Source organism: Sphingomonas sp. FW306-1B-B10E, from assembly GCF_058782005.1.
Genome location: NZ_JBYSXG010000024.1, coordinates 21,015 through 46,235 on the forward strand (window position 1 = coordinate 21,015; position 25,221 = coordinate 46,235).

A 25,221-nucleotide genomic window follows, 5' to 3' on the forward strand; every position below is an offset into this window, starting at 1 on the left:
CCGGCGACGGGATTAGCGGAGCTAATCGCGAGCGCACTAGGCCCGGCCGGCCGGCGGCGCCAAAGCGCCCCCCCCCGGCTTAGCCGCGTCGTCGCCATTCTGTTTCTGCTCGTTTCGCCACCGGCGATTGCGCAGGATGCGACCATCGCGATTCCCGCAGGCGATCCCGAAATGGTCGCGGCTATGGCGAAGGCTCGCGCCGGGCTCCCGGTCTTCTTCGGCCATGCCACCGCGCCCGGCCCCGACGAGGGCGGCTACATGATCAAGTACGACCTGCTCCCCGGCGCGTCGTCCGAGTTCATCTGGGCCGAAGTGATTTCGCACCAGGGCGACGTCACGACCGCACGTCTGCTCAACAAGCCCCTCTCGGCGGGCTTCGCGCAGGGCCAGCAGGTCAGCGTCCGCGATCGGCAAGTGATCGACTGGGCCTATTGGCACGCCGGAACCTTGGTCGGCGGCGCGACGATGCGCGTGCTGATCGCGCGGATGCCGTCGAGCGAGGCACGTGCGATGCTCGACCGGTTCGGCTGGTAAGTCAGCCGGCCATCAGCGCCTGCCAACGCGCGCGTTGCTCCGACGACCACAGCGTCGCGGGATCGTAGAATCCGTCGAAGACGGGCGCGCCTTCCGGCAAGGGCAACCAGTGCTGGCGGGTCGAGGTGAAGATGTGCACGTCGGGCGGCAGCGCATCGGGCGTCGCGAGGGTGCCGACGCGCACGAACGCCGCGCGTCGCCCCGCGGTCGGATAATGGCTCCACAGCGCCACGCGACATTGCGGGCAGCGGGCAATCTCCTGGCCCTTGCCGCTCGCGCTTGGCGTCATCAGCAATTCCGGCGCCTCGCCGGCAAGTTCGATGCGGTCGCGCTCGATGAGCGCGTTGATCACGAAGGCACTGCCGGTTTCGCGCTGGCACCAACTGCAATGGCAGCAATGCACGATCATCGGCGCGCAGGTCAGGCGATAGCGGACCGCGCTACAGCTGCATCGCCCCTCAAAGGATCCGTCCATTCCGTCAGCTTAACGAAAGCATCGCCATTGCGAAACGCCCGGCTCGACCGGCCGTGCGCACCGCTCGTCTGCAAAACGTGAATCCATCCGGTCCGCAGGGCGTTGATATCGGACGGATAAAGGAGACGTATCATGTCCCGAGACAATCACCGCGTGATGCCACATCCCGATGGCTGGCAGGTCAAGCGCGACCACGGCCAGCGTGCCAGCCATGTCACCACCACCAAGGTCGAGGCGGTCGGGTTCGGCCTGCCGATCAGCCAGCATCAGCATACCGAGCTGACCATCCACGGGCTCGATGGCCGAATGCAGCGCTCGTACAGCCACCCTAAGCGTTAGGACTGCGCAACCTCTCGGAGGACGGAGCGCCCCGGCCAGTCAGCCGCGCGATCGCCAGGGTCAGCAAGCCGGCGATCAGCGCCGCGAGCCACAGTGCCTCCCAGCCCCAGCGCATCTGGCTCGCCGCGCCCGAGACCGCGCCGGCGAGGAAGCCGAGCCACAATGCGAGATAGGGAACCCAGCCCCAGCGGTCGCGGTCGCCCATCAGCGCGCCAGCGAGCTTCTGGCCGATCCGCACCAGCGATCCGGTCATATAGGTCAGCCCGATCGTCACTTCCCCGTCGCGATTGAACACGCCGTTCTCGGTGCCCATCGCCGCGGCGAGCAGCAGCAGCACCGGCGGCCCGGGCGCCACCGTCGCGAGGATCGCCGCGAGGGTCAGCAGCGCGGTCACCGTCGCCATCACCGCGGCCTTGTGGCGATGCCCGGCGGCGCGGACGAGTACGCTCGCCACGATCACGCCACCGACGAAGCTCAGGATCAGCCCGCCTGCCATCGCCGCGTCGCCGCCCACGCCTTGCCCCAGCCCGACCCCGAGCCGCGTCGAATTGCCGCTCATGAACGAGGCGAAGAAGCCGCCGAGGCTGGTGAAGGCAAGCGCGTCGACAAAGCCGGCCAGCGCCGCAAGGCACACGGCGACGGCGATCAACGGCGATTCAGTCCGTTCCATGCCCGCCCTAATGCCGCAGCGCAGCGCCCGCCGCCAGCCCGCGTTTGACCTCGCCGCGCCGACGAGGGAAAAGACGATCATGCAAGCCCAGGTCGCCGCGCAGATCGGCCCGATCCTCCCCGTGCTCGACCTGTTCGGGATCGCGGTGTTCGCCGCGACCGGCGCGCTTTCCGCGACGCGCCGCGCGCTGACCTTCGTCACCGTGGTATTCTTCGCGCTGGTCACCGGCGTGGGCGGCGGGACGGTGCGCGACCTACTGATCGGCGCGCCGGTCTTCTGGGTCCACGACGCCGCCTTTGCCGGCCTGATCCTATTCGTCGCCGCGACGATCTGGGTCACGCCGCAGCGCTGGTGGAGCGACCGCACCTTCGACTGGCTCGATGCGCTCGGCCTCGCCGCTTATGCCGCGTTCGGCGCGGCCAAGTCGCTCGGCTATGGCATACCGCCGATCCCCGCGGCACTGATGGGGGTGATGACCGCCTGCGTCGGCGGGATCATCCGCGACGTGCTGGCGGGCGAGCCGTCGATCCTGATGCGCCCCGAGCTCTACGTCACCGCCGCGGCGCTCGCCTCTTCCGTCTATGTCGGGCTGAGCCTCGCCGGGCTCACCCCGCTCGCCGCCGGGCTCATCGCCGCCACTGCCGGCTTCGCGCTGCGCGCCGCCGCGATCGTCTGGAAGCTGCATTTGCCGGCCTATCGCGGCCATCGCTGACCGCGGCTGCGATAAGCCTCAGCGCGGATCGGACCAGAAGGTCGACTGGTTGACCTCGTCGCCCCGGCATCCGCCGGCATGGCGCCCGTCATATTGCAGCGTCCGCTTCTCGCCGTCCTCATTGCCGTTATAGCCGGTCATGCTGGTCCGCAGCGTGACGAAGCTCTCGGGTGTCGTCTGGATGCGCGTATCGTCCTTGAGGATGGTATCCCCGATCGTGCAGCGCGCCGTCCACGCCAGGGCGCCCGGATCGGCGGTCAGCCGCTCGATCGCGCACCCGGGACGCAGGCTCACCTTGATCTCGGTCTCGGCGTTCGGGTCGAGCGCCGCATCGGTCTTGCGACAGCGCGCGGTGGTATTCAGCGCCTTGCCCTCGGCGCGCAGTTCCTCGGCGGTTGCGTTGTCGACGCCCTCGAGCTTCACGCCCGGCACCGAGACTGCCACGTCCCAGCGCCCGGTGCGCATCTTCGGGGTGATCTCGACGAACCGCTTGAGCGCGGCGTCGAGCTCGGCAGCGCTCGGCTGCTTCACGTCGACCGCATGCTGCTCGCCGCAGCCGGTCAGGAACAGCCCGATCCAGCAAGACAGGGCCAGTTGCATGCGCCGCATATCATCCCCCCGGATTCCCATGGAGCGGCGGGGCTAGCCGAAGCGAGTCAATATCCCCCTAACGTCCGGCTCAGCTACGCACCACGCCGATCGCGCTGAACGGGCGCGGCTCGACGGGCGGCACGCTCGGTTCGTTGAGCTCGCATTGCCAGAAGCCGACATCGATCCACTGGCCGTGCTTGAACCCGACTTCGCGGTACACGCCCGCGCGGCGGAACCCGACCGCCTCGTGCAGCCGGATCGAGCGGTCGTTGGGCAGCGTGATCGCGCCGATCGCATGGACGAAGCCCTGCGCGCGCAGCGTATCGATCAGCGCGGCATAGAGCAGCCGCCCGACGCCCGACCCGCTCGAGGTCTCGGTCAAATAGATCGAGGTCTCGCAGACATAGCGATAGGCCGGCCGATCGCGGAACTTGCTGGCATAGGCATAGCCGATGACGCCGCCGTCGGTCTCGCCCCCGGTGGTCGCAACCATCCACGGATAGAGCCCGTCGCTCGCCGCCATCCGCGTCCGCATCGCGCGGGCGTCGGGCGGGTCGATCTCGAACGATGCGGTGCCGGTCAGCACGTGCGGCGCATAGATCGCCGCGATCGCGCCCGCATCCTCGGGCGTCGCTGCGCGGATCGCGATCACAGGCCGATCCTCGCGATCATCAGGTCGAGCAGGCTCTTGTCCTCGGCCCGCACCACCGCCGGCCCCATCGCCATGCATTCGAGGCACCGCGCCTGCACCGAGCCGCCGAGCGCCAGCCGCCGCGCATCGCCGAGCGCCTGGCCGAGCAGTGCGCGCCGCTCGCCCGCGATCCGCGCATAGAGGTCGGCGCCGCCGGGCTGGTCCGCCCAATCGCCGTCCTCCTCGTCGCCGCTGCCGCCGATCACCGAAGCGACCAGCTGCATCCACGCGCTCGGCGCCTTTTCGAGATATTCCGCGTGGACCTTGCCCGGATCGAGCTTCGCGCGCCGCGCCGCCTCGGCGATCGCCGCGTCGATCCCGCCGAAGCGATCGACCAGCCGCAACTGGTGCGCCACCCCGCCGATCCACACCCGGCCCTGCCCGATCTCGTCGACGCGCTGCGGCGGCAGCTTGCGCGCCTGCGCGACGAGGTTGACGAAGCGGCCATAGCCCGCCTCGATCGCGGCCTGCAGGATCCGGTCGGTCACCGGGTTGATCCCGCCCATCACGTCGGGCTGGCCGCTCAGCGGCGTGGTCCGCACGCCATCGGTGGTCACGCCGATCTTGGCGAGGCTGTTCTCGAACGACGGCAGGATGCCGAAGATGCCGATCGATCCGGTGATCGTGTCGGGTTCGGCGAAGATCGTGTCGCCCGCGGTCGACACCCAATAGCCCCCGCTCGCCGCCAGGCTGCCCATCGACACCACCACCGGCAGCCCCTGCGCCTTGGCCTGCAGGATCGCCTGGCGGATCTGCTCCGACGCCATCGCCGAACCGCCGGGCGAGTCGACGCGGACCACTAAGGCCTTCAATTTTTTCTCGGCGAGCCCCTTGAGCAGCAGCCCGCTCACCGTGTCGCCGCCGGCCATTCCCGGCCCAGCCTTGCCGTCGACGATCTCGCCGGCGACGGTGATCACCCCGATCGCGTCGCCGCCCGCCGGTGCCGGGTTGGCCGCGATCCAGTCGGCGAGCTTGATCGTCTTGAAATTGCCCGCGGGCTTGCCCGCCGGCGTGCCCGCGATCTCGGCGACGCGCTTGCCGAACGCCAGCCGGTCGCCGACCTTGTCGACCAGCCCGTAGGACAGGTTCGCCGCGGCGATGTCGCCGCGCGCGCCGACCACCACGGCATCAGGCTGCGCCATATAGTCGGCGATCCGCGCCTTGGGCCGCGCCTTGGCCACCGCCTCGCGCCACTGGGTGAACAGCGCGCCATACAGCGCGTCATTGGCCGCGCGCGCCTCGGGCGACATGTCGGTGCGGATATAGGGCTCGACCGCGGACTTGAACTTGCCGACCTTGTAGACGTGCGCATTGACGCCGAGCTTGTCCATCAGCCCCTTGTAATAAAGCTGCGTCCCGCCCGGCCCGGCAAACAAGGTGCCGCCCAGCGGATTCACCCAGATCTCGCTGGCATTGGCGGCCAGCGTATAGCTCTTGTCGGTATAGCCGGTGGCGTAAGCGAGCACCGGCTTGCCGCTCGCGCGGACCTTGCCCACGGCGGCCGCGACTTCGCTCACCGCCGCGGGATAGCCGCCCATGAACCGGTCGAGATCGAGCACTACTGCCTTGACGCGCGGATCGCTGCGCGCGGTCTCCAGCGCGCGCAGCACGTCGCGCAGGCGGTGCTGCTTGGTCACCTGCCCGCCGCCGACACCGGCGAGCGGATCCGCCTCCTCGGCCTGCTCGACCAGTGTCCCGTCGAGCGCGACGACCAGCGCGCCGTCGCTCACCACGGCCCGGTTCGGCTTGAACGACAGCAAGGCGAACAGCCCCGCGAAGAACATGAGTAGCAGAGCAAGGACGAGGAAGTCCTTGATCCCGACCAGAATTTTCCACGCGCCCCGAACCAGTTTCACTTGGCACCGCTCCTCGATTGCGCGCTTCTGCTACCGGATGGCGCAGGTCGAGTAAACGGCCGTGTGTTATTTCGCCAATACAGGAGCGTGAAATCAGCGGCGGACGAGCTTGGTATAAAGGTGCCAGGTGGCATAGCCGAGCACCGGCAGCACCACCGCGAGCCCGACGAAGAACGGGATCGACCCGATCACCAGCAGCGCCGCGACCAGGAGTCCCCAGCGCAGCATCACGCCCTTGTTGGCCATGACCGCGAGGCGCGAGACGTGGATCGCGGTGCGCGCGTCGACGTCCTTGTCGACGAGCATCGGCATCGCCACCACGCTGATCGTCAGCACCGCCGCCGAAAAGGCCAGCCCGGCGAGATTGCCGAGCACGACCAGCGCCCAGCCCTCGGGCGTGGTGAACAGCCGGGTCAGGAACGCCGCGAGGTTCGCCGGCGCTGCCACGCCCATCAGCGCGACATAGAGCCCGGCGGCGACCGCCAGCCACGCGAAGAACAGCACCAGCAGGACCGCCGCCACGGCCAGGAAGGCGTCGAAGGACGGCCGACGGACGACATCGAGGAAATGCGACCAGCCCGATTCCAATCCCAGTTCGCGGCGGCGCGCCAGTTCGTAGAATCCGCCCGCCACCGCGGGGCCCATCAGGCCGACGCCCGCGGCGAGCGGGAAGAACAGTGGCACCAGCGAGTCCTGCAGCGCGAATGCGGCAGCGGCGAAGCCGACGAGCGGATAGAGGATCCCGACGAACAGCAGGTCGCCGCGATGCTCTAGGAAGTCGGCCCAACCTTCGCGCAACGAGTCGCGGAGATCGGCAACGGCAATGGTGCGGACTTCGAATGCCTCGGCAGGCCGTTCGGCAGCGTCGATACGAGCGACAGTCATGACGCGCTCCCTCGATATCCCCGGCGGCGATATTGTACGCCTGTTCCAGCTGCACGACAACGGATCTATCATTGCTCGCGATGCAGCACCTCCTGCTTTCGCAGGAGAGCTGGCCGGCCGAACGCATCATCGCAAAGCGCTCGAATCCGACCGTCAAAGATTCCACCGCAACCCCGTTGACGAAAGCGGCCGCCCTACGCATATCCCCGAGCGTTAGCACTCATCCAAAGTGAGTGCTAAACCCTGTTCAACCCAAGTAGAGGATCGCAGCGCAATGAGCTTTCGTCCGTTGCATGACCGCGTGCTCGTCCGTCGTGTCGAAGCCGAGGAAAAGACCGCCGGCGGGATCATCATCCCCGACACAGCCAAGGAAAAGCCGCAGGAAGGCGAAGTCGTCGCCGTCGGCACCGGCACCAAGGCCGAGGACGGCAAGGTGACTCCGCTCGACGTCAAGGCCGGCGACCGCATCCTGTTCGGCAAGTGGTCGGGCACCGAGGTCAAGGTGGGCGGTGAGGACCTCCTCATCATGAAGGAATCCGACATCCTCGGGATCGTCGGCTGAACCTCGCCAAGACCGCAACTTTCTAAACTTCCAATTTTGAAAGGGTAGCCAACATGGCAGCCAAGGACGTGAAATTCAGCCGCGACGCGCGTGAGCGCATCCTGCGCGGCGTCGACATCCTCGCCGACGCAGTCAAGGTCACGCTGGGGCCGAAGGGCCGCAACGTCGTGATCGACAAGTCGTTCGGCGCTCCGCGCATCACCAAGGACGGCGTCACCGTCGCCAAGGAAATCGAACTCAAGGACAAGTTCGAGAACATGGGCGCGCAGATGGTCCGCGAAGTCGCGTCGAAGACCAACGACGTCGCCGGTGACGGCACCACCACCGCCACCGTTCTGGCGCAAGCAATCGTCCGCGAGGGCATGAAGTCGGTCGCCGCCGGCATGAATCCGATGGACCTCAAGCGCGGCATCGATCTCGCGGTCGCCAAGGTCGTCGAGGACGTGAAGGCCCGCTCGAAGCCCGTCTCGGGCTCGTCGGAAGTCGCCCAGGTCGGCATCATCTCGGCCAATGGCGACAAGGAAGTCGGCGAGAAGATCGCCGAGGCGATGGAGAAGGTCGGCAAGGAAGGCGTGATCACCGTTGAAGAGGCGAAGGGTCTCGAATTCGAGCTCGACGTCGTCGAGGGCATGCAGTTCGACCGTGGCTATCTCTCGCCCTACTTCATCACCAACCCGGACAAGATGACGGTCGAGCTCAACGACCCCTACATCCTGATCCACGAGAAGAAGCTCAGCAACCTGCAGGCGATGCTGCCGATCCTCGAAGCGGTCGTCCAGTCGGGCCGTCCGCTGCTGATCATCGCCGAGGACATCGAGGGCGAGGCCCTGGCCACGCTCGTCGTCAACAAGCTGCGCGGCGGCCTCAAGGTCGCAGCGGTCAAGGCGCCGGGCTTCGGCGATCGCCGCAAGGCGATGCTCGAGGACATCGCCGTCCTCACCAAGGGTGAAGTGATCTCGGAAGATCTCGGCATCAAGCTCGAGTCGGTTACCCTGGGCATGCTCGGCACCGCCAAGCGCGTCTCGATCGACAAGGACAACACCACCATCGTCGACGGTGCGGGTGAAGCCGATGCGATCAAGGGCCGCACCGACGCGATCCGTCAGCAGATCGAGAACACCACCAGCGATTACGACCGTGAGAAGCTCCAGGAGCGTCTCGCCAAGCTCGCCGGCGGCGTTGCCGTGATCAAGGTCGGCGGCGCTTCGGAAGTCGAGGTCAAGGAGCGCAAGGACCGCGTCGACGACGCGCTGCACGCGACCCGGGCTGCGGTCGAAGAGGGCATCGTTCCCGGTGGCGGCACGGCGCTTCTCTACGCGACCAAGGTGCTCGACGGCGTCGAGGGCGCCAATGAGGACCAGACCCGCGGCGTCGACATCGTTCGCCGCTCGCTGACTGCGCTGGTCCGCCAGATCGCCTCGAACGCCGGCCATGACGGCGCCGTCGTGTCGGGCAAGCTGCTCGATCAGTCGGACACCTCGTTCGGCTTCAACGCCTCGACCGACACCTATGAGAACCTGGTCTCGGCCGGCGTGATCGACCCGACCAAGGTCGTCCGCACCGCGCTCCAGAACGCAGCCTCGGTCGCCGGCCTGCTCATCACCACCGAAGCGGCGGTGAGCGAGCTTCCGGAAGACAAGCCTGCAATGCCCGCAATGGGCGGCGGCATGGGCGGCATGGGCGGCATGGACTTCTGATCGGGAACGGCCTGAACCAGCCGCGCTGGTTCGGGACTCGTTTTCGATCCGGACGGCGGGTCGGCGGCAGCGCCGTCGAACCCGTCGACGTCCAGCGCGGACTTTGCCCGCGCGCCCTGATCGAACCAATGCGAAGGGCCGGGGCAACCCCGGCCCTTCTGCTTTTTGCGATGAATGTTGCGACCGATACGACGTCCGCGCCTTGACCTTCCGATCCCGATCAGGAACTTGGCCGGTGAAGTTGAGGGGGATCGAATAGAGTGTTCACTTGGATTCCGGGCCGGTTGCGCTGCTTCAGCGGCAAGCACGAGCGTTCCGAAAAGCATATCGAGCGTTCCGGTGCCGAAGAGCGCTTCGTCAGCAAGTGCCGTTTCTGTGGAACGCCGATGCGGCGCCGTGCCAAGCGCGACTGGGTGGTGATTTCGCGCGCCGAATATCGCGATGCGCGCAAGGACGCGCTGGCTTCCTGAGGCGACAAAGCGCTTTCCTTGCTTGGAAAAGCGCGACAGATTGGCGGCTTCCAACCTTGCGCCGCGCCGCGGCGCGCCTTCCGGGGAAGCCTGAATGACCGAATTGTCCCGCCGCGAAGCGCTGAGCGCCGGCGCCTTCGCGACTCTCGCCACCGCCCTGCCCGCCTGGGCGCAGGGCGCCGCGCAGGCCAACGCCGGTGCCGCATGGGACCTGACCGAAATCTATCCGAGCGACGCCGCGTGGGACGAAGCGCGTAAGAGCGCGCTGGCGGCGCTCCCGGGCCTCGCCAAATATAAGGGCCGCCTCGGCGAGAGCGCCGCGGTGCTGGCCGACGCGCTCGTGCTCCAGTCCGATCTCGGCAAGACGATCGCGCGCATCTACACCTATGTCGGCCTCAAGGGCGACGAGGACGTCCGCGTCGCCGCCTATCAGGAGAAGCAGGCGCAGGCGGTCGACCTCTACACCGCGTTCGGCGAGGCCACGGCCTGGTTCGCCCCAGAGATCCTCGCGGTCGGCAAGCCCAGGATCGACGGCTTCGTCGCCGCCGACCCCCGGCTCAAGACCCGGTTCGATTATTATCTCGCCAACATCGTCCGCCACGCCGAGCACACGCTGACGCCGGAGAGCGAGGGGATTCTTGCCAGCGCCGGCGCGCCGCTCCAGGCGCCGGGCGAGATCGCCGGACAGCTCCGCTCGTCGGACATCCCCTGGCCGACGATTCGGCTGTCGACCGGCAAGGAAGTCCGGCTCGACAGCCAGGGCTACACCCTCAATCGCGACGCCCCCGACCGCGCCGACCGCAAGGCAGTGTTCGACGCCTTCTGGGCCGCGCACGGCAAGTTCCAGAACTCGTTCGGCGCGACCTACAATGCCAAGGTCAAGAGCGACATCTTCTACGCCAAGGCGCGTAAATACCCCACCGCGCTCGCCAGCGCGCTGTCGGGCTCGAACATCCCGGAGGCCGTATACCGCACCCTGGTGGCCGAGGCGAACAAGGGGCTGCCCCAGCTCCATCGCTATTTTGAGCTGCGCCGGCGGATGCTCAAGCTGCCCGATCTCGGCTATTGGGACATCTACCCGCCTCTGGTGTCGCTCGATCGCCCGTTCACGCTCGACCAGATGCGCGCGACGACGCTCGAGGCGGTGAAGCCGCTCGGCCCCGACTATCAGGGACGCATCGCCAAGGCGACCGCGGCGAAATGGATGGATCCGTGGCCGCGCCCGGGCAAGAGCCCCGGCGCGTACATGAACCCCGGCGCCTATGAAGTGCACCCCTATCTGCTGCTCAATCTCAGCGATAAATATGACGGACTGAGCACTTATGCCCACGAATGGGGCCACGCACTCCACTCGCTGATCGCCAATGCCAGCCAGCCCTATGAGAAGGCGGACTATCCGATCTTCCTCGCCGAGATCGCCTCGACGCTGAACGAGCAATTGCTCGTCGCGCACATGCTCAAGAACGCCAAGACAAAGGTAGAGAAGCTCTTCTATCTCGGCCAGCAGATGGAGAATTTCCGCGGCACCTTCTATCGCCAGACGATGTTCGCCGAGTTCGAATTGAAGGCGCACGATATGGCCGAGGCGGGCGAAGGCCTGTCGGGCGCCAAGTTCACCAGCGTCTATTTCGACCTGCTCAAGCGCTATCACGGCCCGAACATGAAGCTCGAACCCGCCTATGGCAACGAATGGGCGTTCATTCCGCACTTCTACAACAGCTTCTACGTCTACCAGTACGCCACCTGCATCTCGGCGGCGACGTGGTTCGCGCAGGCGATCCTCAAGGGCGGGCCGAAGGAGCGCGACAATTACCTGTCGGTGCTCAAGGCTGGCGGGTCCGACTATCCGGTCGACATCCTCAAGCGCGCCGGTCTCGATATGGCCTCGCCCGCACCATATCAGGCGCTGGTCGCGGCGATGAAGGACACGCTGGATCAGGCCGAGGCGCTGCTCGCTTAGTCTAACTTCCGCCGCGTCGGCGCGTGGAAATCGGGCGGCTTGTCCGCGATCCACGTGACGAAGCGGCGGATGTCGTCGCGCGCGCGCAGGGCGTCGAGCGTCGGATAGAGCCGCGCCAGCTCGGCATTCGACGCGGTGGCGTGGATGATCCGATGGCAGATCGGATGCAGCGGCACCGTATCGCGCCCGCCCTCGCTCTTGGGCACGACATGGTGCCATTCGGTCCGTGCGCCGAGCGGCCGATCGCACAAGGCACAGACCGGAGGTGCAGCAACGGCTCTTGCCGCCACCGCCGCGAGCGCGGCCTTGCGCCGCACTCGCCCGCCCATCAGTGCTTCATCGCCTCGATAATCTTTTTGACTTCCTGGCTGCGGCCGCGCGGCAGCACCAGGATGTCGTCGCCCGCCGCGACCACGATCAGGTCCTCGACACCGACCAGCGCCACGCGCCGGCCATTCTCGGCGCGGACGAGGCAATTCTTCGATTCGATCACCACCGCGTCGCCGCGGACGACGTTGCCGCCCTCATCGGCATGGCTGATCGCGTGCAGCGCATCCCAGCTGCCGACGTCGCTCCAGCCCATCGTCACCGGCACCACCGCCACCTGCGGCGCTTTCTCCATCACCGCATAGTCGATCGAATCCGACGGGCTTGCCGCGAAGGCGTCGGCATCGGGCCAGATCCGCGTGCCCTCGCGGCGGCCCTTGTCCATCGCCTGCTGCGCCGCGTGCAGCATCTCGGGGGCATAGCTCGCCAGCGCGCCCAGATAGACGTCGGCGCGGAACAAGAAGATGCCGCCGTTCCAGGTATGCCCGCCTTCGGCGAGCATCGCCTCCGCCTTGTCGCGCGGCGGCTTTTCGACGAAGCGCTCGACCCGGTGCACGCCCTCGCCAACCGCTTCGCCGACCTTGATCCAGCCATAGCCGGTCTCCGCCGCGTCGGCGGTGATCCCGAACGTTACCAGCCAGCCCTGCTCGACCAGTGGCAGCGCGGCGTGGATCGCGGCGTGGAACGCGTCGACGTCGCCGATGACGTGATCCGACGGCATCACCAGCAGCGGTTCGGCGCCGCCGCCCGCAGCGATGGCGGCGAGCGCGATCGCCGGCGCGGTGTTGCGGCCGACCGGCTCGAGCACCAGCGCCTTGGCCTCGCTATTCGCGGCGGCGAGCTGTTCCTCGACCATGTCGGCATGGAAGGCATTGGCGACGACGATCGGCGCATCGAACTTCTCGCCCGCGGCGCGGCGCGCGGTAAGCTGAAGCATCGTCTCCTCGGCGGTGAGCGACAGCAGCTGCTTGGGCATCTCGGCGCGCGACATCGGCCACAGCCGGGTACCCGATCCTCCGGAGAGGATGACGGGGATGATCGGCTTCGCTTCCGGCATGACGATTGGTTCCCTGGTTTAGGCCGTGGATATAGGTAGTTGCCCCGCCTGTTGAAACGATGTGGAAGCGAAACGGTTGCGTCGGCCCAAGCCGATCCGGCGAATTCTCGATGCCGATCGATGCGTGTCGGGTTTGTTTACACTTAGCCCTTAATCCTGGCGGGGTCATGATCCGCCTGTTCAAGCATTACGTGCCCAATGCCGTGCTGCTGCTCGGCCTGCTCGATCTCGTCCTGCTGCTCGCGGCCGGCGAGCTCGGCTGGATCTTGCGCGCGCAGCAGCTCGACATGGCCACCACGCCGATGACCGATCGGCTGCCGCAATTGCTCAGCTACATGGCCTTCGTCGAGGTCTCGATGATCTCGGTCGGAGTCTATGGCGCCGATGCGCTTCAGTCGCTGCGCTATGCTACGGCGCGATTGATCGTGGCAATCTCGCTCGGCGTGCTTTGCCTCAGCGTGCTCTATTTCCTGATCCCCGAGATCAGCTTCTGGCGCTCGAACCTGCTCTACGCGATGGGCATGTCGGTGGTGCTGCTGATCTTCCTGCGCATCCTCCTCGGCAAGACGCTCGGCAGCCAGGCATTCAAGCGACGCATCGTCGTGCTCGGTGCCGGCCCGCGCGCCGCGCGCCTCAAGGCTCTGGCCAAGGCGCCGGGCGCCGGCTTCGCAGTGGTCGGCTATGTCGCGATGAGCGAAGCCAATCGCGTCATTCCCGAGGCGATCGCGCGTGACGCCATCTACAATCTCGCCGACCATGTCGAACTGCTCAACGCCAGCGAAGTTGTGCTCGCGCTGGAAGAGCGCCGCAATGCGCTGCCGCTCAAGGACCTGCTGCGGATCAAGACCACCGGCGTCCATGTCAACGACACTTCGACCTTCCTCGAACGCGAGACCGGTCGCGTCGACCTCGACAGCGTCAATCCCAGCTGGCTGATCTTTTCCGACGGCTTCTCGTCGGGACGGATGGTCTCCAGCGCGTTCAAGCGGCTGTTCGACATCGCCGCCAGCCTCGTCCTGCTGGTCCTGACGCTCCCGCTGGTGCTGGTCACTGCGATCGCCATCAAGCTCGAGAGCAAGGGCCCGGCATTCTACCGCCAGCGCCGCGTCGGCCTCTACGGCGTCGGCTTCGACGTCATCAAGTTGCGCTCGATGCGCCAGGACGCCGAAGTGGGGGGCCAGGCGATCTGGGCGGAGAAGGACGATCCGCGCATCACCCGGATCGGCCGGATCATTCGGAAAATCCGCGTCGACGAGCTGCCGCAATGCTGGAGCGTGCTCAAGGGCGAGATGAGCTTTGTCGGGCCGCGCCCCGAGCGCCCGCAATTCGTCGAGGATCTCGAGCAGAAGCTGCCTTATTATGCCGAGCGCCACATGGTGAAGCCCGGCATCACCGGCTGGGCGCAGATCAACTATCCCTATGGCGCTTCGATCGAGGACAGCCGCCAGAAGCTCGAATACGACCTGTTCTACGCCAAGAACTATTCGCCGTTCCTCGACCTGCTGATCCTGCTCCAGACGATTCGCGTCGTGCTGTTTCCCGAAGGCGCGCGGTGATGACCGCGACGCTCATCCTGTGGAGCCACGCCTTTGCGGCGTTGCTGTTCGGCGGACTGACCCTGTGGACGATCCGCGCGCCCACCAGCGGGCTGCCGCGCCGCCCCCTCGCCGCCGCGCTGGCGCTCACGGCGCTCTGGGCGCTCGCCGTGGCCGGGATCGGCGCAGGCGAGATGGTGACGCGCGTCTTCGAGACGCTGCGCAACCTGAGCTGGCTCGGCTTCATGGTCACGCTGCACCGGCGCGACGCCAATGTCCGTCCGCCGCTGGCGCTCGGCACTGTCTATGGCGTGGTTGCATTGGTGGCCATCGGCGCCTTGATTCTCCACATGATCGCGATCGCCGACGGTCTTGCGCCGACCGAGCCGGTCGAGAGTGCGGTGCTGCTGCTGCGCATGCTCGTCGCCGTCGCGGCGCTGGTGCTGATGCAGGCGCTGCATTCGGCGCTCAACCCGGCCGCTGGCGGCGCATTGCGCTGGATCGTAGCGGCGCTGGCGGGGCTGTGGTTCGCCGATTTCGCATTGTTCTGCACCGAATATCTCGGCGCGCAGCCGCATCTCCAGTCGATCGCGGCGCGCGGCGTCGCGATGATCGCAGTCGCCCTCGCGATGATCACCGCGCTGCAGCGCAAGGGCGAGCTCAACGTCCAGGTCTCGCGCGCGGTCGCCTATCAGTCGCTGTCGCTGGTCGCGATCGGCGCCTATTTCGCATTGCTCGCGCTCGCCACCAGCGCGCTCGCCACGGTCGGCGGAAGCAATGCGCGCGTGTTCCAGACCGCGTTCGTGCTCGGATCGACTGCCGCGATCCTCACCTTGGTCTCCAACGGCTGGCTGCGCGCCTGGACCAAGGTCAAGCTCGCCAAGCACTTGTTCCGGCATCGCTACGATTATCGCGCCGAATGGATGCGCTTCACCGACACGCTCGGCGCGCCCGAAGGCGCGGCGCCGCTCGACGAGCGCATCGTCAAGGCGATTGCCGACCTCACCGAATCCCCCGCCGGCCTGCTGCTGGTGCCCGACGGTGCGGGACTCGAGCCCGGTGCCAGCTGGAACTGGGACCGCAGCAAGCTGCCCGGCGTCGGCGATCCGGCGCTCGCCGCTCATCTGGCCGGCACCGGCCGTATCGTCGAGCTCGATCGCGTGCGTCGAGAGCCCAACGGCCCGGACGCCGCCGCCATCCCGCCTTCGATGCTCGAAATCGCGAGCGCCTGGGTGCTCGTGCCCTTGCCGCATCTCGGCAGTCTCGCGGGCGCGATCCTGCTCGCCCGCCCGCCGCTCGACCGCGCGCTCGACTGGGAGGATTTCGACCTGCTCAAGGTCGCCGGCCGCCAAGTGGCGAGCTATTTGGCGGAGGCGCGTGCGCAGGAGGCACTGGCCGACGCGCAGCGCTTCGACGAGTTCAACCGCCGCTTCGCGTTCATCCTCCACGACATCAAGAACCTGGTGAGCCAGCTGACCCTAACCGCGCGCAATGCCGAGCGCCACGCCGACAAGCCCGAGTTCCGCGCCGACATGATCGCGACGCTCCAGGATTCGGCCGAGCGCATGAACGCCCTGCTCGCGCGCCTCTCGCAGCATCATCGCGGGCGGAGCGAGGCGCCACATGCGATGGAGGTTCTCGACGTGGTCCGACGCGTCGCCGCCGCGCGGCAGCGTCACCATCCGATCACGATCACCGGCGCCGGCAGCGCCGTCGCGCATGCCGATCCGACGACGCTCGAGCAATTGCTCAACCATCTGGTCCAGAACGCGATCGAGGCTAGTCCCGCCGACTCGCCCATCGACCTGGCGGTCAGCGCCGACGGCGTCCATGTCGCGATCGAGGTGGTCGATCGCGGCTGTGGGATGTCCGCCGCCTTCGTGCGCGACAAATTGTTCAAGCCGTTCGTCTCGTCCAAGCCCGGCGGCTTCGGCATCGGCGCATTCGAGGCGCGCCAGCTAGCCGCGGCGATGGGCGGCCGGATCGAAGTCACTTCGCGCGAGGGTGAGGGCACGCGCTTCCGCGTGATCCTCAACGCCGCGCACGCCGCCGATCTGCCGCGGGAGCGCGCCGCATGACCGACATGAAGAAGCTGCTGATCGTCGAGGACGATGCCGGGCTGCAGCGCCAGCTGCGCTGGGCCTATGAAGGCTATGAGATCCACACCGCGGCCAATCGCGAGGAGGCGATCGCCGTCGTCCGCGCCGAGGAGCCGCAGGTGGTGACGCTCGATCTCGGCCTGCCGCCCGACCCCGACGGCACCACCGAAGGCTTCGCGACGCTGGGGACGATCCTCAAGCTGCGCCCCGACACCAAGGTGATCGTCGCCTCGGGCCACGGTGCGCATGAATCGATGCTCAAGGCGATCTCGCTGGGCGCCTGGGACTTCTACCAGAAACCGATCGACATCGACGCGCTCGGGCTGATCGTCGCGCGCGCGTTCCATGTTCACGCGCTCGAGGCCGAGAATCGCCGCCTCGCCGAACGCGCCGAGGCCGGTGCGGTGCTCGGCGGGATGATCACCGGCGCGCCCGAGATGCTCAAGGTCACCCGCACGATCGAGCGTGTCGCCGGGGCCGACGTGTCGGTGATGCTGCTCGGCGCGAGCGGCACGGGCAAGGAACTGCTCGCGCGCGGGCTGCACGAGGCTTCGGCGCGCAAGAAGGGCGCGTTCGTCGCGATCAATTGCGCGGCGATTCCCGAGACCCTGCTCGAGAGCGAGTTGTTCGGCCACGAAAAGGGCGCGTTCACCGGCGCGGTCAAGACCACCGAGGGCAAGATCGAGCTGGCGCAGGGTGGCACCTTGTTCCTCGACGAGATCGGCGACGTGCCGCTGCCGCTCCAGGTCAAATTGCTGCGCTTCCTCCAGGAGCGCGTGATCGAGCGGATCGGCAGCCGCAAGCCGATCGCGGTCGACACCCGCGTGGTCTGCGCGACCCACCAGGACCTGGACGCGATGGTCGCCGAAGGCCGCTTCCGCGAGGATCTCTATTATCGGCTCGCCGAAATCGTGATCCGCATCCCCTCCCTCGCCGAACGCCCAGGCGATGCCGGACTGCTCGCGCGCCATTTCCTCCAGAAATACGCCGCACAGATGAGCACCGGCGCCAGGAGCTTCGCGCCCGACGCGCTCGCAGCGATCGATGCGTGGAACTGGCCGGGCAATGTTCGCGAGCTCGAGAACCGCGTGAAGCGTGCGACCATCATGGCCGAGGGCAAGATGGTCACCGCCGCCGATCTCGATCTTGCCGACAAGGCCGATCCGATCCCGATCAACCTCAAGGCCGCGCGCGAGCTGGCCGACCGCAAGGCGATCCGCCACGCGCTTGCCCGCGCGGAGGGCAATATCTCAGGCACCGCGCGGCTGCTCGGGATCAGCCGTCCCACTCTATACGACCTGATGAAGGCCTATGACCTCCAGCCGTAGACGCCGCCGCACCGCTCGGCGCAAGCCGGCGCTCCGCCGCCTGATCGTGATCGGCGGCGCGGCCGCCGTCTTCGTACTCGTGGTCGTGGCCGGGCTCACGCTTTCGCCGGCGCGGCTCGATCCGGCGGCGGCGCAGCAAGCCGTCGAGAGTGGCGACAGGCTGCTCGGCGCGCACAACGCCACCGCCGCGCGCGCGCAGGCGCTTATCGCCGTCCGCGCCGATCCGGACAATGCCCAGGCGCATCTGCTTCTCGCGCGGACGATGCTCGCGCTCGACGACGGGGTCAGTGCCGAGGCCGAGCTCCAGCGCGCCGCGGATGCCGGCTACAAGGTACAGCAGCTCGCGCATCTGCGCGCGCATGCCCTGCTGCTCCAAGGCCAGGAGGAAAAGGCACTCGCCGCGGCCGCCAAGGCCGATCCGCAATTCCGGGCTTATGCACTCCGCATCCGTGCCCGCGCGCTCGCGGCGCTGGGCAAACTGCCCGAAAGCTTCGCCACGATCGACGACGCGCTTCGCGTTGGCCCCGGCGACGCCGATCTTTGGGCCGACGCGGGCCGGATAAAATTGGACGCCGGCGACGTGCTCGGCGCGATCCAGGCCGCGCAACAGGCCGTGAAGCTCGATCCGGGCAATCTCGATGCGCTGGTGTTGCGCGGCGAGATGGTACGCAGCCAGTTCGGGCTGGTTGCTGCGCTGCCCTGGTTCGAGGCCGCGCTGCAGCGCGACCCGAGCGATTATGGCGCGCTAATCGAATATGCCGCGACCCTGGGTGACGTCGGGCGGACGATCGATTCGCTCGCGGCGACGCGGCGCGCGCTGGCGGTACGGCCGGCGGGTGTACAGGCGCTGTATCTGCAGGCAGTGATCGCGGCACGCGCTGGTGACGGCGATCTGGCGCGCGGCCTGCTCGAGCAGGCGGGCGGCGGCATCAGCGCCATCCCTGCCGCGCTGCTGCTCGGCGGCGCGCTCGACATCCAGGCGGCCGATTACGAGCAGGCGATGGACAAATTGCGCCCGCTCGTCGCCAACCAGCCGATGAACCTCGCGGCGCGCAAGCTGCTCGCGGTTGCGCTGCTGCGAACCGATTCGGCGCGCAACGCGATCGACCTGCTCCGCCCGGTGATCGAGCGCGGCGATGCCGACAGCTATGCGCTGACGCTGGCGGCACGCGGCCTCGAGCGTATCGGCGACCGCGCCGCCGCTGCGCAGTTGCTCGATCGCGCCAGCTGGCCGGTGTCTGGCAAGTCCGACGCCTTCTCCGCCGACGATAGCGCCAAGGTGCTGGCCGCCGACGCCGATCAGCGCCCCGGCGACGCGAGCGCGACCGTCCCGCTGATCCGTGCGCTGATCGGCCAGGGCGACGCCGCCGGCGCACTTGCCAAGGCGCAGGACATGGCCGCGCGCTATCCCGGAGTTCCCGCCGCGCACCTGCTCGTCGGCGACACGCTGATGCTCATGAACCGCTTCGCCGATGCGGCGAGCGCCTATCGCAGCGCCGCCGATCTTCGCTTCGACGAAGCGACGATGCTGCGGCTGGTCGAGGCGCTCGATCGCGCCGATCGCCGCGCCGACGCGGCCAATGTCCTCGCATTGTTCCTGTCGCAGAACCCGGTCAACGCGGTGGCGCTGCGTCTGTCAGGCGAATGGCAGCTCACCGCGGGCGATCACGACGCCGCGATCAACACGCTCGAGCTGCTGCGCAGCCGCATCGGCGATGGCGACGCCGCCCTCGATGCCGATCTCGCGGTCGCCTATTCGGCCGCGGGCGAGACGGATTCCGCGCTGGAGTTCGGCGAAGCGGCCTACGCCCTTGCGCCGGCGAACCCGGTGGTGGCGGACGCCTATGGCTGGGCGCTGTATCGCAGCGGCGACGCGCAGGCGGCGATCGAATTGCTCCAGAAGGCCGTCGTGCTCGCGCCCCGCCACGCCGGGCTGCGCTGGCACCTCGCGCAAGCCTATGCCGATCTCGGCCACCAGGCCGAAGCCCGTCAACAAGCCCTGGCCGCGCTCGCCGATCCGCGGTTCACCGAACGCGCCGCCGCCGCCGTGCTTGCGGGGCAATCCGGCTAGGCCCGACATCTTCGCCCGTTAGCGGGCCGCCAGCGATCAGAGCGGAACGGGCTGCCCTCAAAATGAAAGAGGCCGCCGGGCCCCATCAGGGGTCCCGGCGACCTCCGACATGGTCAGCGGCCGGAGAGTTCCAGCCCGGGAGACCATGCGGGCCGCTGCGTGAAGGTCGATGCGCGTTGACTGGAGGAGGATACCTCCCGCGCATCTACGGACGGAGGGCTTCCGTCCGCGCCTTCAACTCAGCGGCGCGTCTCCCGAACGAACTGAACCGACCCCATTGCTGAACCATGAGACATCGGATCACCTCCTTTCGCTAGTTGAAGAAACGAGCGTGGCTTATCGCCACGACCGAATCTTGAATCATTCGGAATCGCAGAACAAGTCTTGTTTTGCAGCAAAGATGGTGCGATTCTTAGAGTTCTGTGGTTCGCCGCACGCGCACCGCGCCGCGACTCAACCGCGGCAATCTTCCGCCACGCGCAGAATCTCGGCCCAGGCGGGTACGACCAGGGTGGGCATGCCGCCGCCTTCGATCAAGAACCGTCCGCGGCTATACCCCATCGCATCGACCAGCGCGTCGCGCACGCCGAGCGTCGCCGCCGGGCCCGTCGTCATGGGAGTGAGGGCGAGCGTCCGCGCCACGCTGGTGGTGCGCACGACGACATTGGGGGCGGAGGCGAGGCCGCGCCGGGTCAGGACGATGCCGCGGCCACGCTCGCAGCGCAGCGACAATTCGGGCGCCTGGCCGGGCAGGCCGAAGGCGGCGACGCTGCCCTGCCCTTCGGACCGCCAGCTCCACGTCCCCGGCGTCAGCGGCCAGTCGCGCCAATCGGCGCTGCGCGGCGGCGGGGCAGGCGGCGGCGGCGTGGGCGCCGGAACCACGACCGGCGGCGCGGGCCGCGGCGGGGGTGCGCTGGGGGCGACGCAGCCGGCGAGCGACGAGACGCCCAAAGCTGTGCTGGCGAACAGGGTGAAACGACGCATGCCGCGCCTTATGGGGTAAGTCCCCCGCAGCCTCAACCGCGGATCAGGCGGCCGCCCGCTGGAGCGCGGCGACTCGCTCGAGATGGACGTAGAGCACTTCTTCCTCGCGCACGATCCGATTGGCGAGGTCGGCGAGCAGGACGCGCGTCTCGGCGCCGAAACGCTCCCACTCCCGCCCGATCCGGTCGACCGGCCAAGCCGCCATGTAATTGGCGAAGGCCGCGGCGAGCAGGCCGTGTTCCTTACGGTACAGCCAGGCCAGATCGGTGGCGACCGCGTCGCCCGAGGCGAGCAGCCGATCGTAGATCAGCCGGTCCTCGCGGGCGCAGTGATCGCGCAGCGCCTGCGCCATCTGCCAGCGCATCGCCGCGACCGAGGCGGTATCGGGCACCGCCGCGCCGACGATCGCGAGCAATTGCGCAGCCTGGGCCTCGAGGGCGCGATGTTCTGCGCAAAGACTTCGAATCACCAACGCATCTCCTGGATCTGCACCTCACCAGAAACACGGCGCCCATAGGACAGTCAGTCCGTGGACTTCCCATAGCGTGTGATTACGGAGCACCATTCGCATATTATGATTTGCCTTGCATGACTCAGCGGCCGCGCCCTCCGCCGAACCGCGTCTTGGTCTGTTTACCGTAGCGCGTCTTGCGCGTGCCGGGCTTGCCTTCGTTGCTGCGCCCCATGATCGGCGCCTTGTGCTCGCCCGGCGGCAGCCCGAGCTCCTCTGCTTCGAGCCCGCGGATCTCGTCGCGCAGCCGTCCAGCCTCCTCGAATTCGAGATTGGCGGCGGCGTCGCGCATCTTCTTCTCGAGCTCCTCGATATAGGCGCGGAGATTGTGCCCGACCATGTGCGGCCGGTCCTCGTCGATCTCGACCAGCACGCCGTCCTTCGACGCGACATGCGCGATGATGTCGCCGATATTCTTCTTGACCGTTGCCGGCGTGATGCCGTGCTCGAGATTATACTGCTGCTGCTTCTCGCGCCGCCGCCCGGTCTCGGCGAGCGCGCGCTCCATGCTGCCGGTCATCCGGTCGGCATAGAGGATCACGCGCCCCTCGACGTTGCGCGCGGCGCGGCCGATCGTCTGGATCAGCGAGGTCTCGGAGCGCAGAAAGCCCTCCTTGTCGGCGTCGAGGATCGCGACGAGGCCACACTCGGGAATGTCGAGCCCCTCGCGCAGCAGGTTGATCCCGATCAGCACGTCGTACACGCCCATCCGCAAATCGCGGATCAGCTCGATGCGCTCGAGCGTCTCGGTGTCCGAGTGCATGTAGCGGACCTTCAATCCCGCCTCGTGCATGTACTCGGTCAGGTCCTCGGCCATGCGCTTGGTCAAGGTGGTCACCAGCGTGCGATAGCCGAGCGCCGTGGTCTTCTTGCACTCCTGGATCAGGTCCTGGACCTGTTCCTCGACCGGCTTGATCTCGACCGGCGGGTCGATCAGCCCGGTCGGGCGGATGACCTGCTCGACGAACACGCCGCCCGACTGCTCCATCTCCCACCCGCCCGGGGTCGCCGAGACATAAGTGGTCTGCGGGCGCATCGCGTCCCATTCGTTGAAGCGCAGCGGCCGGTTGTCGATCGCCGAGGGCAGGCGGAAGCCGTACTCCGCCAAGGTGATCTTGCGCTTGTGGTCGCCGCGCGACATGCCGTTGATCTGGCCGATCGTCTGGTGGCTCTCGTCGACGAAGAGCAACGCATTCTCGGGCAGATATTCGAACAGAGTGGGCGGCGGCTCGCCGGGCATGCGGCCGGTGAGGAAGCGGCTGTAATTCTCGATGCCGGCGCAGCTGCCGGTCGCGGCGATCATCTCCAGATCGAAATTGGTGCGCTGCTCTAGCCTTTGGTGCTCGAGCAACTTGCCCTCGGCCTCCAGCTCCTTGAGCCGCTCCTCGAGCTCATGCTTGATCGCACCCATCGCCTGCTTGAGCGTCGGTCCCGGCGTCACATAATGCGAGTTGGCGAAGACGCGGACATAATCGAGGTTCGCCACCTTGGCGCCGGTCAGCGGATCGAATTCGGTGATCGATTCGATATCGTCGCCGAAGAAGGAAATCCGCCACGCGGTGTCCTCATAATGCGACGGGAAGATTTCGAGGCTGTCGCCGCGGACGCGGAAATTGCCGCGCGCGAACGCCTGGTCGTTGCGCTTGTACTGGAGCGCGACGAGCTTGCGGATGATCTCGCGCTGGTCGACGACCTGGCCCTTTTTGAGGTCGAAGATCATCGCGCTGTAGGTCTCGACCGAGCCGATGCCGTAGAGGCACGACACCGAGGCGACGATGATCACGTCGTCGCGTTCGAGCAGCGAGCGCGTCGCGGAATGCCGCATCCGGTCGATCGCCTCGTTCACCGAGCTTTCCTTCTCGATGTAGGTGTCCGAGCGGGGGACGTACGCCTCGGGCTGGTAGTAATCGTAATAAGAGACGAAATATTCGACCGCATTCTCGGGGAAGAAGCTCTTGAACTCGCCATAGAGCTGCGCGGCGAGGATCTTGTTCGGCGCGAGGATCAGCGCGGGGCGCTGTAGCTCCTCGATGACCTTGGCCATCGTATAGGTCTTGCCCGAACCGGTGACCCCGAGCAGCACCTGGTCGCGCTCGCCGTTCCTGGCCTGCTCGACCAATTCGGGGATCGCGAAACGCTGATCGCCCGAGGGCTGATAGTCGCTGACCAGCTTGAAGCGCTTGCCGCCCTCGCTCTTCTCGGGGCGGCTGGGGCGATGCGGGATGAAAGTGTCGCCGGTATCGGGCTCGGCGAGATTGGTGCGGATCTGGATGACCATGGCCTGGATATGGGTCCTCTAGGGTGCGACGCAAACCCGTTCGGCGGGGGCGAAGTTGTCAAAGTTGCGCGTTGTGCGCGGTTTTGCACTGAACGCACCTAGGACGCGACGGCTTCGCGCCGGGTTCGCACCCGCGACGCTACACCAGCGCGCCTCTCGCGTCACATCGACGCGCCAAGAAGGCGCCAGCGGCGCGACAGGTGCGCGACGCCGGCGCCTCGGGAACGCGCAGGCACGCGCCTCCTTCGCAACGCTGGCGCGTCGCTGATTTGAGCGCTGGTTTTAGGCTGCTTGTTCATCGCAAGAACAAAAGCAGATCAACTCCTATTTTGCTAGTGCGAGATTGTCCGTCTCACCGCACGCATCGGCAATGCGCGCGTTCCATTTATCTTTAGCGTCGGCTACCGTCACTGTCGGGAGGGGATTTATGTTTCCGCGACGAACGGTTTTTGTACTTGGCGCAGGGGCCAGCTGCGACCTCGGCCTACCTTCCGGGGATCAATTGAGAGAAGCCTTGACCGAACTTCTAACGCCGAAGGAAGGCGAAAGGGGTCTAAGAAACACAGCAATAAATCGTGCTATCTTCCAGATGGCCCAGCGAGATATGGGCAATGAATATACGAATGCTCTAGACGCATATTTTGATGCAGCAAATCAAATTCGATACGGATTGCCGCTCGCGATCTCAATAGATAACTATCTCCATGCACATCGCGAAGATTCTAGAGTTAGAGATATTGGAAAATTAGCTATATCAGTTGCGATACTCGAAAAAGAACGCGCATCCTCTCTGAATATTTATGCGAAATTACCTGTAGCGGGAGTTGATCGTTACCTGATCGGAGACAAACTTCAGGCAAGTTGGTATATGCCACTAATGAGGTTGTTGACTGCCGGCAGATCCGTAAATGACCTAGCGAGTCTATTCGATAATGTAGCATTTGTGGTGTTCAATTATGACAGATGCCTTGAACACTTTTTAGTAAATTCTATAATGACATATTTTGACGCGTCGCCGCAGCAAGCGATTAGTTGCGTCTCCCGCCTAACCATCATCCACCCTTACGGGCGGGTTGGAAACCTGCCTTGGCAGGGTGGAACCGGAATCGCGCGGTTTGGTGGACATGACTGCGACTTTCTGACGATCTCCAACGGCATCCAAACCTTTACAGAAAGCGCTGACGAAGGCGTGATTTCCGATGCCAAGAATCTGATGCGGGAAGCCGAGACACTTGTTTTCATGGGATACGGCTTCCTCGATCAAAACAATGCCATGTTGACTACGACAGATACGAGCGCTCGCCGTGTTTTTGCTACAACAGATGGGATCTCAGATTCCGACGTCCCAATCATCAAAGAGAAAATTTCTCACATGATTGGCAAACGTGAGCCGAATGGCATTCTGCAGGTGAACAACCATCGCTTTGCTGCAATTTATATCGAGAGGGGCCGATGCCGCGCCCTCATGGATAACCATCGTTTCAGGCTGGCCCAGGAACTCCCGGATTTAATTGACTGAATACCCGGGCACCACAGCCTCATTGCCAACCGCCTCCATTTCCGCTTTCAGTCCGCGCCCAACCGTCAGG

Annotated in this window: 24 protein-coding genes; 13 read left to right on the forward strand and 11 right to left on the reverse strand. The window is 66.5% G+C overall.

From position 1 onward, the window contains the following. The first annotated feature begins 171 nt into the window (after positions 1-171). Entirely contained in the window at positions 172-534 is a 363-nt protein-coding gene (locus AC3WJI_RS11160; RefSeq protein ID WP_492757341.1) for a DUF2314 domain-containing protein, read from the forward strand. 1 nt (position 535) lies between these two features. Here the strand turns inward: AC3WJI_RS11160 and AC3WJI_RS11165 are convergent, their stop codons facing one another. Then, a complete protein-coding gene (locus tag AC3WJI_RS11165; protein WP_492757342.1) occupies positions 536-1,009 on the reverse strand; it encodes a GFA family protein in 474 nt (157 codons plus the stop codon). A 132-nt stretch (positions 1,010-1,141) separates the two neighbouring features. Here AC3WJI_RS11165 and AC3WJI_RS11170 point away from each other — a divergent pair, with 132 nt between their 5' ends. Continuing rightward, on the forward strand, positions 1,142-1,348 hold the full coding sequence (locus AC3WJI_RS11170; protein ID WP_492757343.1) for a DUF2188 domain-containing protein: 207 nt from the start codon (positions 1,142-1,144) through the stop codon (positions 1,346-1,348). Here the strand turns inward: AC3WJI_RS11170 and AC3WJI_RS11175 are convergent. Next, on the reverse strand, positions 1,338-2,018 hold the full coding sequence (locus AC3WJI_RS11175) for a YoaK family protein (RefSeq protein WP_492757344.1): 681 nt from the start codon (positions 2,016-2,018) through the stop codon (positions 1,338-1,340). The two genes, AC3WJI_RS11170 and AC3WJI_RS11175, sit on opposite strands and share 11 nt — an antisense overlap. 79 nt (positions 2,019-2,097) lie before the next feature. Between AC3WJI_RS11175 and AC3WJI_RS11180 the strand changes: the two genes are divergently transcribed. After that, on the forward strand, positions 2,098-2,730 hold the full coding sequence (locus tag AC3WJI_RS11180) for a trimeric intracellular cation channel family protein (protein WP_492757345.1): 633 nt from the start codon (positions 2,098-2,100) through the stop codon (positions 2,728-2,730). A gap of 18 nt (positions 2,731-2,748) precedes the next feature. On the opposite strand, the gene AC3WJI_RS11185 is transcribed toward AC3WJI_RS11180, so the two are convergent. The 4 genes from AC3WJI_RS11185 to AC3WJI_RS11200 form a co-directional block, all read right to left on the reverse strand. Beyond that, positions 2,749-3,339 (reverse strand): hypothetical protein, encoded by a 591-nt coding sequence (locus tag AC3WJI_RS11185; RefSeq protein WP_492757346.1) that lies wholly within the window; start codon positions 3,337-3,339, stop codon positions 2,749-2,751. Positions 3,340-3,409: 70 nt separating this feature from the next. Further along, a complete protein-coding gene (locus AC3WJI_RS11190; RefSeq protein ID WP_492757347.1) occupies positions 3,410-3,973 on the reverse strand; it encodes a GNAT family N-acetyltransferase in 564 nt (187 codons plus the stop codon). Beyond that, a complete protein-coding gene (gene sppA, locus AC3WJI_RS11195; RefSeq protein WP_492757348.1) occupies positions 3,970-5,868 on the reverse strand; it encodes a signal peptide peptidase SppA in 1,899 nt (632 codons plus the stop codon). Before sppA ends, AC3WJI_RS11190 begins: the two co-directional genes overlap by 4 nt. Positions 5,869-5,961: 93 nt before the next feature. Then, positions 5,962-6,753, reverse strand: a complete 792-nt coding sequence (locus tag AC3WJI_RS11200; RefSeq protein WP_492757349.1) for a DUF2189 domain-containing protein — start codon at positions 6,751-6,753, stop codon at positions 5,962-5,964. Between AC3WJI_RS11200 and AC3WJI_RS11205 the strand changes: the two genes are divergently transcribed. From AC3WJI_RS11205 to pepF, 5 genes are all read left to right on the forward strand, one after another. Then, complete coding sequence (locus tag AC3WJI_RS11205; protein ID WP_492757350.1) at positions 6,752-6,970, forward strand: hypothetical protein; 219 nt, start codon at positions 6,752-6,754, stop codon at positions 6,968-6,970. The genes AC3WJI_RS11200 and AC3WJI_RS11205 overlap by 2 nt on opposite strands. A gap of 57 nt (positions 6,971-7,027) precedes the next feature. Next, positions 7,028-7,315, forward strand: a complete 288-nt coding sequence (groES, locus tag AC3WJI_RS11210; protein ID WP_492757351.1) for a co-chaperone GroES — start codon at positions 7,028-7,030, stop codon at positions 7,313-7,315. A gap of 53 nt (positions 7,316-7,368) precedes the next feature. Next, positions 7,369-9,012 carry a chaperonin GroEL gene (gene groL / locus AC3WJI_RS11215; protein WP_492757352.1) on the forward strand — a complete coding sequence of 548 codons (1,644 nt, stop codon included), beginning with the start codon at positions 7,369-7,371 and terminating at the stop codon, positions 9,010-9,012. Between the two features lie 260 nt (positions 9,013-9,272). After that, entirely contained in the window at positions 9,273-9,482 is a 210-nt protein-coding gene (locus AC3WJI_RS11220) for a hypothetical protein (RefSeq protein ID WP_492757353.1), read from the forward strand. 94 nt (positions 9,483-9,576) lie between these two features. Beyond that, a complete protein-coding gene (pepF, locus tag AC3WJI_RS11225) occupies positions 9,577-11,442 on the forward strand; it encodes an oligoendopeptidase F (protein WP_492757354.1) in 1,866 nt (621 codons plus the stop codon). Here the strand turns inward: pepF and AC3WJI_RS11230 are convergent. After that, a complete protein-coding gene (locus tag AC3WJI_RS11230) occupies positions 11,439-11,771 on the reverse strand; it encodes an HNH endonuclease (protein WP_492757355.1) in 333 nt (110 codons plus the stop codon). The genes pepF and AC3WJI_RS11230 overlap by 4 nt on opposite strands. After that, the gene (locus tag AC3WJI_RS11235) at positions 11,771-12,826 is read right to left on the reverse strand and encodes a mannose-1-phosphate guanylyltransferase/mannose-6-phosphate isomerase (RefSeq protein WP_492757356.1); all 1,056 of its coding nucleotides are present in this window, start codon (positions 12,824-12,826) and stop codon (positions 11,771-11,773) included. The genes AC3WJI_RS11230 and AC3WJI_RS11235 overlap by 1 nt, the downstream gene beginning before the upstream one ends. 167 nt (positions 12,827-12,993) lie before the next feature. On the opposite strand from AC3WJI_RS11235, the gene AC3WJI_RS11240 reads away from it, so the two are divergent. From AC3WJI_RS11240 to AC3WJI_RS11255, 4 genes are read left to right on the forward strand one after another with little or no spacing between them, the layout of a single operon-like run. Then, the gene (locus AC3WJI_RS11240) at positions 12,994-14,382 is read left to right on the forward strand and encodes a TIGR03013 family XrtA/PEP-CTERM system glycosyltransferase (RefSeq protein WP_492757357.1); all 1,389 of its coding nucleotides are present in this window, start codon (positions 12,994-12,996) and stop codon (positions 14,380-14,382) included. Next, positions 14,382-16,439 carry an XrtA/PEP-CTERM system histidine kinase PrsK gene (gene prsK, locus AC3WJI_RS11245; RefSeq protein WP_492757358.1) on the forward strand — a complete coding sequence of 686 codons (2,058 nt, stop codon included), beginning with the start codon at positions 14,382-14,384 and terminating at the stop codon, positions 16,437-16,439. The genes AC3WJI_RS11240 and prsK overlap by 1 nt, the downstream gene beginning before the upstream one ends. After that, on the forward strand, positions 16,436-17,788 hold the full coding sequence (gene prsR, locus AC3WJI_RS11250) for a PEP-CTERM-box response regulator transcription factor (protein ID WP_492757359.1): 1,353 nt from the start codon (positions 16,436-16,438) through the stop codon (positions 17,786-17,788). The genes prsK and prsR overlap by 4 nt, the downstream gene beginning before the upstream one ends. After that, positions 17,772-19,859 carry a tetratricopeptide repeat protein gene (locus AC3WJI_RS11255; RefSeq protein WP_492757360.1) on the forward strand — a complete coding sequence of 696 codons (2,088 nt, stop codon included), beginning with the start codon at positions 17,772-17,774 and terminating at the stop codon, positions 19,857-19,859. Before prsR ends, AC3WJI_RS11255 begins: the two co-directional genes overlap by 17 nt. 453 nt (positions 19,860-20,312) lie before the next feature. Here AC3WJI_RS11255 and AC3WJI_RS11260 read toward each other — a convergent pair whose 3' ends face one another. The 3 genes from AC3WJI_RS11260 to uvrB all read right to left on the reverse strand — a co-directional run bounded on the left by AC3WJI_RS11260 (position 20,313) and on the right by uvrB (position 23,632). Continuing rightward, positions 20,313-20,843, reverse strand: a complete 531-nt coding sequence (locus AC3WJI_RS11260; protein ID WP_492757361.1) for a hypothetical protein — start codon at positions 20,841-20,843, stop codon at positions 20,313-20,315. 43 nt (positions 20,844-20,886) lie between these two features. Continuing rightward, the gene (locus AC3WJI_RS11265) at positions 20,887-21,312 is read right to left on the reverse strand and encodes a hemerythrin domain-containing protein (RefSeq protein ID WP_492757362.1); all 426 of its coding nucleotides are present in this window, start codon (positions 21,310-21,312) and stop codon (positions 20,887-20,889) included. 124 nt (positions 21,313-21,436) lie between these two features. Beyond that, a complete protein-coding gene (uvrB, locus tag AC3WJI_RS11270) occupies positions 21,437-23,632 on the reverse strand; it encodes an excinuclease ABC subunit UvrB (RefSeq protein ID WP_492757363.1) in 2,196 nt (731 codons plus the stop codon). Between the two features lie 514 nt (positions 23,633-24,146). Here uvrB and AC3WJI_RS11275 point away from each other — a divergent pair. Then, positions 24,147-25,151, forward strand: a complete 1,005-nt coding sequence (locus AC3WJI_RS11275) for a hypothetical protein (RefSeq protein ID WP_492757364.1) — start codon at positions 24,147-24,149, stop codon at positions 25,149-25,151. Positions 25,152-25,221: the final 70 nt, after the last annotated feature.

Bases quoted from the DNA above. Each gene is read 5' to 3' on its own strand.
- AC3WJI_RS11165 (WP_492757342.1), bottom strand. From the start codon at position 1,009: ATGGACGGATCCTTTGAGGGGCGATGCAGCTGTAGCGCGGTCCGCTAT.
- AC3WJI_RS11200 (WP_492757349.1), bottom strand. From the start codon at position 6,753: ATGACTGTCGCTCGTATCGACGCTGCCGAACGGCCTGCCGAGGCATTC.
- groL (WP_492757352.1), top strand. From the start codon at position 7,369: ATGGCAGCCAAGGACGTGAAATTCAGCCGCGACGCGCGTGAGCGCATC.
- pepF (WP_492757354.1), top strand. From the start codon at position 9,577: ATGACCGAATTGTCCCGCCGCGAAGCGCTGAGCGCCGGCGCCTTCGCG.
- AC3WJI_RS11180 (WP_492757345.1), top strand. From the start codon at position 2,098: ATGCAAGCCCAGGTCGCCGCGCAGATCGGCCCGATCCTCCCCGTGCTC.
- AC3WJI_RS11240 (WP_492757357.1), top strand. From the start codon at position 12,994: ATGATCCGCCTGTTCAAGCATTACGTGCCCAATGCCGTGCTGCTGCTC.
- AC3WJI_RS11160 (WP_492757341.1), top strand. From the start codon at position 172: ATGGTCGCGGCTATGGCGAAGGCTCGCGCCGGGCTCCCGGTCTTCTTC.
- AC3WJI_RS11170 (WP_492757343.1), top strand. From the start codon at position 1,142: ATGTCCCGAGACAATCACCGCGTGATGCCACATCCCGATGGCTGGCAG.
- AC3WJI_RS11255 (WP_492757360.1), top strand. From the start codon at position 17,772: ATGACCTCCAGCCGTAGACGCCGCCGCACCGCTCGGCGCAAGCCGGCG.
- AC3WJI_RS11235 (WP_492757356.1), bottom strand. From the start codon at position 12,826: ATGCCGGAAGCGAAGCCGATCATCCCCGTCATCCTCTCCGGAGGATCG.
- prsR (WP_492757359.1), top strand. From the start codon at position 16,436: ATGACCGACATGAAGAAGCTGCTGATCGTCGAGGACGATGCCGGGCTG.
- AC3WJI_RS11175 (WP_492757344.1), bottom strand. From the start codon at position 2,018: ATGGAACGGACTGAATCGCCGTTGATCGCCGTCGCCGTGTGCCTTGCG.
- AC3WJI_RS11230 (WP_492757355.1), bottom strand. From the start codon at position 11,771: ATGGGCGGGCGAGTGCGGCGCAAGGCCGCGCTCGCGGCGGTGGCGGCA.
- groES (WP_492757351.1), top strand. From the start codon at position 7,028: ATGAGCTTTCGTCCGTTGCATGACCGCGTGCTCGTCCGTCGTGTCGAA.
- AC3WJI_RS11205 (WP_492757350.1), top strand. From the start codon at position 6,752: ATGACGCGCTCCCTCGATATCCCCGGCGGCGATATTGTACGCCTGTTC.
- AC3WJI_RS11185 (WP_492757346.1), bottom strand. From the start codon at position 3,339: ATGCGGCGCATGCAACTGGCCCTGTCTTGCTGGATCGGGCTGTTCCTG.
- uvrB (WP_492757363.1), bottom strand. From the start codon at position 23,632: ATGGTCATCCAGATCCGCACCAATCTCGCCGAGCCCGATACCGGCGAC.
- prsK (WP_492757358.1), top strand. From the start codon at position 14,382: ATGACCGCGACGCTCATCCTGTGGAGCCACGCCTTTGCGGCGTTGCTG.
- AC3WJI_RS11260 (WP_492757361.1), bottom strand. From the start codon at position 20,843: ATGCGTCGTTTCACCCTGTTCGCCAGCACAGCTTTGGGCGTCTCGTCG.